General features: G+C 38.4%; 8 protein-coding genes and 1 tRNA gene. 6 read left to right on the top strand and 3 right to left on the bottom strand.

From position 1 onward, the window contains the following. Positions 1–420: 420 nt before the first annotated feature. The gene (locus tag AACV00_RS09815; RefSeq protein WP_004248319.1) at positions 421–1,143 is read left to right on the top strand and encodes an RNA polymerase sigma factor FliA; all 723 of its coding nucleotides are present in this window, start codon (positions 421–423) and stop codon (positions 1,141–1,143) included. A gap of 58 nt (positions 1,144–1,201) precedes the next feature. Continuing rightward, positions 1,202–1,732 carry a flagella biosynthesis regulatory protein FliZ gene (fliZ, locus tag AACV00_RS09810; RefSeq protein ID WP_104459747.1) on the top strand — a complete coding sequence of 177 codons (531 nt, stop codon included), beginning with the start codon at positions 1,202–1,204 and terminating at the stop codon, positions 1,730–1,732. Positions 1,733–1,875: 143 nt separating this feature from the next. Here fliZ and putA read toward each other — a convergent pair whose 3' ends face one another. Next, the gene (gene putA / locus AACV00_RS09805; RefSeq protein ID WP_110706597.1) at positions 1,876–5,844 is read right to left on the bottom strand and encodes a trifunctional transcriptional regulator/proline dehydrogenase/L-glutamate gamma-semialdehyde dehydrogenase; all 3,969 of its coding nucleotides are present in this window, start codon (positions 5,842–5,844) and stop codon (positions 1,876–1,878) included. Between the two features lie 471 nt (positions 5,845–6,315). On the opposite strand from putA, the gene putP reads away from it, so the two are divergent. Further along, positions 6,316–7,800: a sodium/proline symporter PutP gene (putP, locus tag AACV00_RS09800; protein ID WP_004248317.1), complete on the top strand. Its 1,485-nt coding sequence runs from the start codon at positions 6,316–6,318 to the stop codon at positions 7,798–7,800. A gap of 408 nt (positions 7,801–8,208) precedes the next feature. Here putP and AACV00_RS09795 read toward each other — a convergent pair. Continuing rightward, positions 8,209–8,284 (bottom strand) — tRNA-Lys (locus AACV00_RS09795). A gap of 258 nt (positions 8,285–8,542) precedes the next feature. Here AACV00_RS09795 and cycA point away from each other — a divergent pair. From cycA to AACV00_RS09780, 3 genes are all read left to right on the top strand, one after another. Continuing rightward, positions 8,543–9,955: a D-serine/D-alanine/glycine transporter gene (gene cycA / locus AACV00_RS09790; protein WP_004243480.1), complete on the top strand. Its 1,413-nt coding sequence runs from the start codon at positions 8,543–8,545 to the stop codon at positions 9,953–9,955. 322 nt (positions 9,956–10,277) lie between these two features. After that, positions 10,278–10,712: a universal stress protein gene (locus tag AACV00_RS09785; protein ID WP_004243479.1), complete on the top strand. Its 435-nt coding sequence runs from the start codon at positions 10,278–10,280 to the stop codon at positions 10,710–10,712. 130 nt (positions 10,713–10,842) lie between these two features. Next, complete coding sequence (locus AACV00_RS09780) at positions 10,843–11,661, top strand: MBL fold metallo-hydrolase (RefSeq protein ID WP_017827497.1); 819 nt, start codon at positions 10,843–10,845, stop codon at positions 11,659–11,661. A gap of 108 nt (positions 11,662–11,769) precedes the next feature. Here the strand turns inward: AACV00_RS09780 and AACV00_RS09775 are convergent, their stop codons facing one another. Next, entirely contained in the window at positions 11,770–12,213 is a 444-nt protein-coding gene (locus tag AACV00_RS09775) for a universal stress protein (RefSeq protein WP_004243477.1), read from the bottom strand. Positions 12,214–12,422: the final 209 nt, after the last annotated feature.

The following is a 12,422-nucleotide window of genomic DNA, read 5'->3' as shown; positions in this document are numbered from 1 at the left end:
GATCCCACCCACAGCCATTTTGGTTGTGGGTGTTTTTTCATCAAAACAATTGTTTTTTTTATTAATTATGGATAGGTATTCCCATTGATGGGTTGTAGGTAAAAATAGATAAAAGATAAGTAATATGATTTATATGTTATTTTTTTATCAACAAAATACAGATTTGATGAATACATTTCTTTCAATAAGACAAAATATCAATTTATTTAACGGTTTTTCTGCGGATTAGTATGACCCATCTTAAGGTACAGTATGTACTTGTAATGCAATAACAAATTAAATTATCAATGAAAACCCAATTTTCGCTGAAAATTTAGCATAGGTGAAAAAGAGGGGCTTTTGCTTCACTGTTCAGCCGATTGCTAACACTATTTCGTCGGATAATGGTTTCCGGTCTTTTATCCAAAGGTGTCTTTTGTTGTGAGTGATTTGTATACCGCCGAAGGCGTGATGGACAAAAATAGCCTCTGGGAGCGATATGTCCCTTTGGTTCGCCATGAAGCATTACGATTACAGGTCAAGTTACCTGCGAGTGTTGAATTGGATGATCTTTTGCAAGCAGGGGGGATTGGCCTACTGAATGCCGTTGAGCGTTATGACTCAATGCAAGGTGCCGCCTTTACTACTTATGCTGTGCAACGTATTCGAGGCTCTATGTTAGATGAGCTACGAAGTCGTGATTGGGCGCCCCGCAGTGTGCGCCGTAATGCAAGAGAAGTGACACAATCCATTCATCAGTTAGAGCAGGATCTAGGACGACCACCATCAGAACAGGAAGTTGCTGATCATTTGCAGATTGAGTTAGCAGAATACCGGCAGATCCTATTGGATACAAATAACAGCCAGTTGTTCTCTTATGACGAATGGCATGAAATTTACGGTGAAAGCTGTGAACCGTCTCAAGACGAAGATCACGATGACAATCCTTTACAAATGTTATTGGAAAGTGATATTCGCCAAAGAGTCATAGACGCGATAGAATTGCTTCCCGAAAGGGAAAAAATGGTTCTTACCCTGTATTATCAGGAAGAACTTAATTTGAAAGAAATAGGCGCAGTGCTTAATGTCGGGGAATCCCGCGTAAGTCAGCTACACAGCCAAGCAATCAAAAGGCTGCGAGCACGCTTAAACCCAGAGAAATAGAAGTTTTGCTTATTTTTGTTTTTATTTATTAAGACTACAACACAGGGCTTTATCTCTTATGTCTGTTTCAACACAAAAGAAACGGCCGCTAAGCCGTTACATTAAAGACTATAAACACAGCCAAACTCATTGTTTGCATTGCCATAAGGCGCTTGATCGGATTTCTCTCGTATTCAATCGCCAAGTTATCAATAAAGAAGCCATTTCTGAAATGACAGATTTAATTGATGATGAAACATGGGAAACCTTGCAAGGAAAGTTTTCTGCGCTGTGCCGTTTTTGTAGTGAGATTTACTGTAATAGTGAAACTGATTACTTTGACATTATGTCTTTTAAGCAGTATTTGTTCGAACAAACGGAGATGAGCCACAGTACTGTTCGTGAGTATGTGGTTCGTTTACGTCGACTCGATGAATTGCTGACTTCCACTAATTTTCCTCGTCAAGAATTTACGACAGAGAAAATTCAGTCAGACTTGAGTAAAAAGCTCACTCCCTCCGCATTTAGTAACTACAACATTGCCCTACGTAAGTATGAGCAATATCTTGATTGGTGCCAAACGCCAACCTCGATGAGTAGTGGTCACTAATCGCATTCAAGAGAGACCTAAAAAAAGGGGTAACATTATGTTGCTCCTTTTTATTTTTTATTCCAGAAATAAAAAAACCACCTTTAATAGATAAGTAAGTTAAAGGTGGTCTCAAAAATAAAGTGAGAAAGAGAACGCTGGGTTTAACTGATTGTCATTAAGCTGGCATTGCCTCCGGCAGCGGCGGTATTGACGCTTAATGCTCGTTCATGCAATAAACGCTCTAATAACAATGCTGTCTCACCACGTGAGAAGCCTTGTACTGAAATAATAGCCCCTTTACGTTGTGCAATTTGCTGACAAGTTTCTTTTAACTGATCACTATCGCCATGATAAATAACGGCATTAATGCTTAGTGACTCATCTTGCCAGTTGTCCGTGAGTGTGATTGCTTTTCTGATCATATCAGGCAATTCACGATAGGTTTTTTGGGAGAAAACAGCATTATGGACAATAGCATGGCATCCTGATGCAAAGACTCCCGCTAACTGAGTAAATATATCTTGCTCATTATCTGAGAGACAAAGCACCTTGCCACAAGGGACTAATTGATAGGTATTACGCTCGCCAGTAGGCCCCGGCAATACGCGCAATGTGCCAGCTTGTGATGCATTGGCGTATTCTTCTAGCGCCTGATAATGTGCAGGTTCCGTTTTATTTGCTAACCACGTCATATAGTGATGATAGGTTTGTAATAACTTTTGTCGCATAGAGGCATCAAGGGGTAATGTTTCATCTTGACGTGCTAAGGTTTGTGTTATGGCATTTTCAGGACGTTTTGATAATAAACGATACAGATAAGCAGGGCCTCCAGCTTTTGGCCCCGTGCCCGATAAGCCTTCACCACCAAAAGGTTGTACCCCGACAACAGCACCTACCATATTGCGGTTCACATATAAATTTCCTACTTTTGCATGAGTCGCTACATAAGCGATAGTTTCATCAATACGGGTATGAACCCCCATCGTTAATCCATATCCAGTCGCATTAATTTCATCTAATAAAGCAGGCAGATCTTGGCTTGAGTAACGTACGACGTGCAGTACAGGGCCAAAAATCTCTTTTTTAAGTGAGCTAATTTTATCTAACTCAATTAAGGTAGGAGGTACAAAAGTACTGTTATTTTCAGTCTGTTTAGCAAGTTGATTATAGGTTGCTTGATAAACGTCAAAACCCGCTGTGCGCATAGTTTGAATATGTTTTTCAATACCCGCTTTTGCCTCTTTATCAATTACAGGGCCGATATCTGTTGATAAGAGACTTGGATCACCTATTATGGCTTGTGCCATTGCACCTTTTAACATTTCAATCGTGCTATCAGCCACTTCTTCTTGAATACAGAGAATACGCAAAGCAGAACAACGTTGACCCGCACTATCATAAGCAGAGGCCATAACGTCAGTGACCACTTGTTCCGTTAAGGCAGAAGAGTCGACAATCATAGCGTTTAAGCCACCTGTTTCAGCAATTAAAGGAACAGGGCGACCTTCGCTATCGAGTCTACCCGCTAAGGTTTTTTGCAAAATGTGGGCAACTTCGGTAGAGCCTGTAAACATCACACCACGCACGCGTTCATCTGCCACTAATTGTGCACCAATGGTCTCCCCTTGACCCGGTAAGAGTTGTAATGCACTGCGAGGTACTCCTGCTTGATAAAATAGTTCTACGGCTTTAAAAGCAATCAGAGGGGTTTGCTCCGCAGGTTTGGCCAGTACGGTATTACCTGCCGCTAACGCCGCTGCAATTTGTCCACTAAAGATGGCTAATGGGAAGTTCCAAGGACTAATACAGACAACAGGGCCTAAAGGACGATGGGTATTATTATCAAAATCATTTGCCACTTGTGCTGAGTAATAATAAAGAAAATCAATCGCCTCACGCACTTCTGCAATAGCATTACTATAGGTTTTACCCGCTTCTCTGACTAAGACCCCCATTAATGGACCCATTTGCTGTTCCATCAGTTCTGCTGTGCGGACTAAAAACGCCGCTCTTTCCGCAGGTGGGGTTGCAAACCAAATTTCACCATTTTCTTGGGCAATATCTAAAGCAAAATTAGCTTCGGCGGCCGTTGTTTCACGTACTGTACCGACGACATCGGTGTGATTTGCCGGATTGAGTATAGATTGTGGTGCAATTACTTCTTCTGCACTATTACACTCACCACCAATGAGCGGATGGCTGTGAATTTTTTCCATCGCAGAGGTCAGTAATGCACTGGATAATGAGGCTAAACGATGCTCATTAGACATATCAATCCCCGGTGAATTTTTACGCTCATCACCATAAAGCTGCATTGGGAGCGGGATTTTAGGATGTGAAAGTCCGATTTGTCCTTCAGCTTGCGCAATTTTATTGATCTCTTTAACCGGATCGGCAACTAATTCATCTAAGGAGATGGTGGTGTCAGCGATACGATTTACAAACGAGGTATTTGCACCATTTTCTAATAATCGACGCACAAGGTAAGCCAGTAGGGTTTCATGAGTACCTACTGGCGCATAGATACGACAAGGGCGACCAAGTTTACCATCAGCAATTTTACCCACAACTTGTGCATAGAGGGGTTCACCCATACCGTGTAAGCATTGGAATTCATATTGACCAGGATAGTAATTTTGACCCGCTAGATGATAAATGGCTGATAAAGTATGGGCATTATGCGTGGCAAATTGCGGATAAATATAATTCGGTGAAGCGAGCAGTTTTTTCGCACACGCAAGGTAAGAGACATCAGTATACACTTTACGGGTATAAACAGGGTAATCTTCCAGTCCATCCATTTGCGCGCGTTTAATCTCACTATCCCAATAAGCCCCTTTTACTAAACGGATCATTAAACGGCGACGACTGCGGCGAGCTAAATCAATAATATAATCAATCACTAAAGGGCAGCGTTTCTGATAGGCCTGAATAACAAATCCTATACCATTCCAACCCGCTAATTCAGGCTCGAAGCAGAGTTTTTCTAATAAATCGAGGGATATTTCCAGTCTATCCGCTTCTTCTGCATCAATATTAATACCAATATCATATTGCTTGGCTTGTAGCGTTAAAGAGAGTAGGCGAGGGTAAAGCTCCGACATCACTCTATCATATTGAGCTCGACTATAACGGGGATGTAACGCTGAAAGTTTAATGGAGATCCCCGGTCCTTCATAAATACCTCGTCCATTAGAGGCTTTACCAATGGCATGGATGGCTTGTTGATAAGAGACTAAATAGTCTTGCGCATCTTTTTCCGTTAAGGCCGCTTCTCCTAGCATATCATAGGAATATCTAAAGCCTTTTTCTTCAAGTTTGCGTGCATTGGCTAACGCTTGGGAGATAGTTTCACCGGTGACAAATTGTTCCCCCATTAACCGCATCGCCATATCAACGCCTTTACGCACTAAAGGTTCACCACTTTTAGTTAAAATGCGATTTAGAGAATTAGATAATTTCTCTTCGTTATGAGTAGAGACGAGTTTACCTGTAAACAGTAGACCCCAAGTGGCGGCATTGACAAACATAGATTGGCTTTGCCCTAAATGCGAGCGCCAATTGCCATGGCTAATTTTATCTCGGATCAGGGCATCACGGGTTGCTTTATCAGGAATACGCAATAAAGCTTCGGCTAAACACATTAAGGCAACCCCCTCTTGGGAAGAGAGAGAAAACTCTTGCAGTAAGCCTTGTACCAGACCTGAGCGTCCAACACCCTGTTTTTGTTTGCGTAATTTTTCTGCAATGGAGTAAGCCAGTTTATGCGTGGCTTGAGCCTCATGCTCAGGTAGTGTTGCCTGCTGTAGTAGCATAGGCACCGCTTGTGTTTCAGGTATACGATAAGCAGAAGTAATTGCCGAGCGTAACACCGATTGTGGGTGGATCTGCTCTGCAAATTCTAAAAACGGTTGATAATGTGCCGTTAGGGGGGCTGTGCTTTCTTCAATATCTTGCTCAGCCTGTGTGATAGGGGTTAGGGTGAGCTGATCATTTTCAATTTGTTCAAGATAATTGAAGATGGCTTGTTTAATTAGCCAATGAGATGTTCTATCTAATTTTTGTGCAGCATCTTTTAATCTATTACGGGTTTCTTCATCAAGTCTAACACCCATTGTTGTGCTACTCATGCAGTGCTCCTCATATCGTGCATCTTACTTATACGGCACATTGACCAGTTATTTTTCTTAATATCAGCCATGTTGCAACTTTGTGCAACATTGTTAACAATAAATTTATAAATAATGTGAAAGTTGTCAGGTTTTATAAATGGTTAAAAAATACTATCTTAGATAGATAAATAAATAATGCTTATAATTCATTAGGTTATATATTTTTCTTCAATGGGGAGATAATATTAATCTCTTTCAACCGAAGCAAATAGTGTGAAGTTACATACAAAAATTAAACACCGATACGTTAATTTCTTGTTAAATGCTTATAACCTATTCTAGGATTGATATGAATGTTTTATTTGTTACAGTAAGAAATTATTTTAAATAAAAACTGATAAGGTCATTGGTGTGCAACGAAGTGCAACGTTCCTGCATAAGTTGAAAGCATAGCAATTGATCGTAACAGATATATGGAGAACTGCGATTATGGCTCTAAATTCGCCAATGCTAATTACCTTTACGATCTATATATTGGGGATGCTTTTTATCGGCTATCTAGCGTATCGATCAACAAAAAATTTTGATGATTATATTTTAGGGGGCCGAAGGCTTGGTAGTGTAGTAACGGCACTTTCTGCGGGCGCTTCTGATATGAGTGGCTGGCTATTAATGGGGTTACCAGGTGTGGTTTTTTTTGCGGGGATCTCCGAAAGTTGGATAGCCATTGGTTTATGTTTAGGTGCATGGCTTAACTGGCGTTTAGTTGCAGGGCGCTTACGTTTACAAACAGAAAAAAACAATAATGCACTGACTTTACCAGACTATTTAACTTCTCGCTTTGATGACAAAAGCAAAATGCTACGCATTATTTCTGCGTTAGTTATTCTTATTTTCTTCACTATTTATTGTGCATCAGGTGTCGTCGCAGGAGGTATGCTTTTTGAGTCTACCTTTGGCATTCCTTATCATGAAGCGATGATTTATGGTGCACTAGCAACCATTGCATATACTTTCCTAGGTGGTTTTTTAGCGGTAAGTTGGACGGATACGGTACAAGCCACATTAATGATTTTCGCACTTATTCTGACACCAATTATTGTTATTTTCTCAATTGGTGGAATTGACACCTCTATAGAGATCATTAAAGCGAAAGATCCGGCTTATCTTGATATGTTTAAAGGGCTTGATTTTATTGCTATTGTTTCATTATTAGCTTGGGGATTAGGTTATTTTGGACAGCCTCATATTCTCGCGCGTTTTATGGCTGCAGATTCAAATCAAACTATTCGTAAAGCGCGTCGTATTGGTATGACTTGGATGATCCTCTGTTTAGGCGGAACGGTGGCGGTGGGCTTCTTTGGTATTGCTTATTTTGAAGTTAATCCGGCCGTTGCAGGTCCAGTTATGGCTAAAAATGAGCGTATCTTTATGGAATTAGCTTCGTTACTTTTTAACCCGTGGATAGCTGGTATTTTGTTATCTGCGATTTTAGCTGCGGTAATGAGTACGTTAAGCTGCCAATTATTAGTCTGCGCCAGTGCATTAACTGAAGATTTATATAAGCCTTTTATTCGTAAAAATGCCAGTCAAAAAGAGCTAGTTTGGGTTGGTCGTGGCATGGTGTTATTAGTTGCGGTTATCGCTATTTATTTAGCCCGTGATCCAGAAAATAAAGTACTTGATTTGGTGAGTAATGCTTGGGCAGGATTTGGCGCTGCATTTGGTCCGGTGATCCTTATCTCTGTCACTTGGAAACGTATGACTCGTAATGGTGCTTTTGCGGGAATGTTAATTGGTGCATTAACGGTATTGGTATGGATGCAATATAAATGGTTCGGTCTTTATGAAATTATTCCGGGCTTTATTTTCGCGTCCATAGCCATTGTTATTGTCAGTTTAATGGGTAAGTCACCAACGGCAGAAAATCAACAACGTTTTGATGAAGCAGAAGCGGAATATCGTAACACTTAATTATTAATAAGCAGTAAGATTTTATTTAATGAAATACCATCTATATAAAAATATAGGTGGTATTTTTTTGGCAAAATAACAGTAAATATTAACCATTAAAGGGTTTTGTTTAGCATGATATTAATAGCATTAAGATTGCTTAATCAAAGCGATATTTAGCCCATCAAACTTCATTGATACCGTTATTGGTCAATAATACTAATACTTATATTTTTATTGGTTTAATATTTTGTAATACACTTATTTTACAATTACAATTCATAGGTTAAATATTAGTCAGCTATATAACGCAATTAATGAGCCTGATAATAGCTAGCTGTTATCGCCATTTTGTCGCCATTCTCTTCCAGATACAAAAAAGCCACTTATCTCTAAGTGGCCTATCTGCCTGATTACTCAGCGTAAATTTGGTGGGTTGTGGGGGGCTCGAACCCCCGACCAATTGATTAAGAGTCAACTGCTCTACCAACTGAGCTAACAACCCGATGCGCTAATTATTCTCCTCTCTTAAGGGCGGGTCAACCCTTAATTTGAAATTTTTTCCAAATGTATAAAATATCGTCTATTAAAATGAAGAAAGGATATTATTTGGTTATCAAATCGTCACTCATTTTACTAAAAGTGATCTTTTCATTACTTATTCTGAGATTTGTGTCACAATAATTTCGCAAACTTAGCCACGGCGAAAAAATAAAAAAGTGGCGTAACAACATCAAAAATATGAAAACATTTCAGGTATTGTATGGAAGAGCAAACAGAAGTTACTCAGCCCGTTAGAGTGAAAAATGCCACTCTACAACGCGGGCTAACCAATCGTCATATCCAATTAATCGCTATTGGTGGTGCTATCGGTACTGGTTTATTTATGGGGTCTGGAAAAACCATTTCGCTAGCTGGGCCATCGATTATTTTTGTTTACATGATAATCGGCTTTGTCCTGTTCTTTGTTATGCGAGCAATGGGAGAGCTATTATTATCAAATTTAGAATATAAATCATTTAGCGATTTTGCCGGGGATTTATTAGGGCCTTGGGCTGGCTTTTTTGTTGGATGGAGTTATTGGTTTTGCTGGGTTATCACCGGTATCGCTGATATTGTTGCCATTACCTCCTATATTAGTTATTGGGCGCCCAATTTTCCTGAATGGGGAACGTCTTTTATTTGTGTGCTGACACTACTTATTTTGAATTTAGCCACAGTAAAATTATTTGGGGAAATGGAATTTTGGTTTTCGATGATCAAAATCACCGCTATCGTCTCTTTAATTATTGTTGGTATCGTATTGATTAGCATAAATTTTCAATCTCCAGCCGGCCACACGGCAACTATTGAAAATATCTGGAATGATGGCGGTATGTTCCCTAAAGGGATCAGCGGATTTTTTGCTGGTTTTCAAATTGCTATCTTTGCCTTTGTGGGGATTGAACTAGTAGGTACAGCAGCGGCTGAAACACGTGATCCTGAGAAATCGTTACCTAAAGCGATTAACGCTATTCCTATTCGTATTATTACTTTTTATGTTTTGGCTTTGGCGATTATTATGTCAGTAACGCCGTGGCGTTCGATTTTGGCAGACAAAAGCCCGTTTGTAGAACTCTTTGTCATGATTGGTATTCCAGCCGCAGCCAGTTTAGTTAATTTTGTGGTATTAACGGCAGCCGCCTCTTCAGCAAATAGTGGTATCTTCTCAACCAGTCGTATGCTATTTGGTTTATCGAAAGAGGGGGAGGCACCAAAACAGTTTAGCCAGCTATCAAAACGTTCAGTACCTGCCAATGGTTTACTCTTTACGAGTCTCTGTTTATCTTGCGGTATTGTACTAATTTATTTTATTCCAGATGTGATGCGGGTATTTACGTTAGTAACAACGGTCTCTGCGTTATTATTTATGTTTATTTGGAGTATGATCTTATGCTGCTATTTAGCATATCGTAAGAAACGTCCTCAATTACATCAACAATCTATTTATAAAATGCCATTAGGGATAGTGATGTCATGGCTATGCTTAGCATTTTTTGTGTTTATGGTCGTGTTATTGGCATTTGAACATGATACCCGTCAAGCATTGATGGTAACGCCCATTTGGTTTATTGCTTTAGGAATAGGGTATCATTTTGTGAAAAAGCGTAAACAAAAAGCACAATTAAAAAATTAATCTTTTTTAGTTGAATTGAATGGTCATTAGATAAATATAACCCTATCTTTTTCGATAGGGTTATACTTTAATTTGAGTTAAACCATTAGTCAGAATATTTTGAAGATAAATTTGTTATTTTATTTTTTAATTTAAAATTTAAAGTAATGTATTATTTTAAAATAAATTTTATTTTCTCTAAGTATAATTTAATTCAAAAATTTTAAGTGCATGTGAATTATACATATCTATTATTATTAATCTATTTATTAAATATGTTAACTATATCCGGTATTTTTTTCAAAATAGACTATCCTACAATTAAAAAATAATAGGAGGCGATATGTATAAGACTATTTTGGTTCCCATTGATATCGATGAAGATAACTTACTAAATAAAGCCATTACATTAGTGGAGAACATTGCCAAAAGAGAAGATCCCTATGTCCATTTTTTGTATGTTTTACCAAAGTTGCCACAATCTTCTTATTATCGCTTAGTGATGAATGGCGATCAACTTGACCAAGTATGCTTAAAAAAATCAGCAGAAAAAGAGTTAAAAAAAATTATTGCTCGATTTGATTTACCGGAAGATCGTATTGAAACGCATATCTGTATTGGTAAACCACGGGATGGCATATTGCAGATAGCCGATCAGGTTAATGCTGATTTAATTGTTGTTAGCTCACATAATCCTGAAGCAGACAGCTATCATTTAGGCTCAACAGCGGCAGATATTACCCGTTATGCGAAACGTTCAGTGATGGTAGCAAGATAGCCGACTCTTTATTTTATATAGTAATACCATTAAGCGGTTGATGGCGTCTCATCAACTGCTTTTTTAATTTGGCACTCTAGCTGTTTTTAATTATCATGCATTATTCCCTATAAGATAATAATTAAAATTTATGCTTACTATTACGGCACTACTAGAAAATAAGACAAGCGATCCCGCCCTTAGCCATTATCCTGGCCTTTCACTGCTATTAGAAGACACTGAAAGCGAAAGTAAAATTTTATTTGATACTGGTAAAGATCTCACTTTTATCAATAATGCTAAAAAAATGGCGATTGATTTGACGTCATTAACGACAATTGTTATTTCCCATGGGCACTATGATCATTTTGGTGGATTAACTCATTTAAATGAGGATTTCTTTATTACTAAGCCACATATTATTGCCCATCCTGATTTATTTTCAGTACGTTATTCAGCACTTTTTATGGGGCGCCAGTCTATTAAATTTAAGCGCCTTACTCCATTTTTTAACCGACAGCAGCTAGAACAGCAGTTTTCATTTCAGTTAACAGCGACACCTAAAGCTATCGATAAAAGATTTATCTATTCTGGTCAAGTGACAGAGCGTCAAATACATAAACGTTATGGCGTTATTGTCAGTGAAAGTAGCGAAACGGATGATTATGTACTTGATGATAGTTTTCTAATTTGGCAAGGTCAGCAAGGACTGGTGATTATTACAGGATGTAGCCATTCTGGTATTGATGCGATTATTCGCCATGCGAAAAAAATAACAGGAAATGACAAGATCCAAGCTATTGTCGGAGGGCTACATCTTCGCTGTGCCTCACTGGCGGCGTTAAAAAGAGCGAAAAAAGCAATAGGTCACCATGTTGAGGTTTATGGTTGCCATTGTACCGGTGCGCTTGGCCGTAGCTATCTTAATGCCAAAGATTTTAATACAGGGCAAAGATTATTTTTTAAATGATACATCAATATGTTAATCAAAAATGGGATGGTTGATTTTAGTGTGGGATTAAAAAAAGGTTTTTGATTTTAATCCTAGCATTTTTTATTAACAATGTATCGTCAATTATCAACGGATCACTAAAACAGAACAATTGGTGTTGTTAACAATATAATCTGCAGTAGAGCCAAGCAATATATTATGTCTATTACGAGAGCTAGAGCCAATGACAATAGTGTCTACATCCATCTTATTGGCGAGTTCGAGAATATTATAATTTGGTGTCCCTATAAGGGCATGGCATTGGTACTGCTCTTTAGGTAATTGGAATTGTTGTTGCACACAGTGTGCTAGTTTTTCAGTTAACAAAATAACGGCTTGATGTTTTTTCTCTATAACTGAAGGGCTATCACAATCAAGCCCATAAGCTTCAAGAGAACGTAAATTAGGCATGACTGTGACAAAATGAAAATAGTGATCAGCTTTTCTTGCTAGAAATTGAATATCTTTAACCATACGGTGAATTCTATCATCTTCTAATAAGTCAATTGCTACCAGTATTGTTTTAGCCATAATTTACCTTCTGTAAAAAATTAACCTTTTCACTCGAGTAGTATAGGTAATTTAGTGGCTAAGCTGAAATTTAAAGATGAATATTGCGATTATGGCGCCATTATTTTGGGGTTTTTAGCCCTAAAAGATAAAAAATAGGTGTGGAAAAAAGATTGTTCTATTAAACTTGTGCCAAGTTAACGACAGGTAGTTTACTATCATTATTTGTT

This window comes from Proteus sp. G3927 (assembly GCF_963894685.1).
Lineage (GTDB): Bacteria > Pseudomonadota > Gammaproteobacteria > Enterobacterales > Enterobacteriaceae > Proteus > Proteus mirabilis.
This window is presented reverse-complemented; position numbering and strand designations above follow the sequence as displayed.

Coding starts and splice junctions, on each gene's coding strand:
- fliZ (WP_104459747.1), top strand. CDS start 1,202: ATGTCTGTTTCAACACAAAAGAAACGGCCGCTAAGCCGTTACATTAAA.
- putA (WP_110706597.1), bottom strand. CDS start 5,844: ATGAGTAGCACAACAATGGGTGTTAGACTTGATGAAGAAACCCGTAAT.
- putP (WP_004248317.1), top strand. CDS start 6,316: ATGGCTCTAAATTCGCCAATGCTAATTACCTTTACGATCTATATATTG.
- cycA (WP_004243480.1), top strand. CDS start 8,543: ATGGAAGAGCAAACAGAAGTTACTCAGCCCGTTAGAGTGAAAAATGCC.
- AACV00_RS09785 (WP_004243479.1), top strand. CDS start 10,278: ATGTATAAGACTATTTTGGTTCCCATTGATATCGATGAAGATAACTTA.
- AACV00_RS09780 (WP_017827497.1), top strand. CDS start 10,843: ATGCTTACTATTACGGCACTACTAGAAAATAAGACAAGCGATCCCGCC.
- AACV00_RS09775 (WP_004243477.1), bottom strand. CDS start 12,213: ATGGCTAAAACAATACTGGTAGCAATTGACTTATTAGAAGATGATAGA.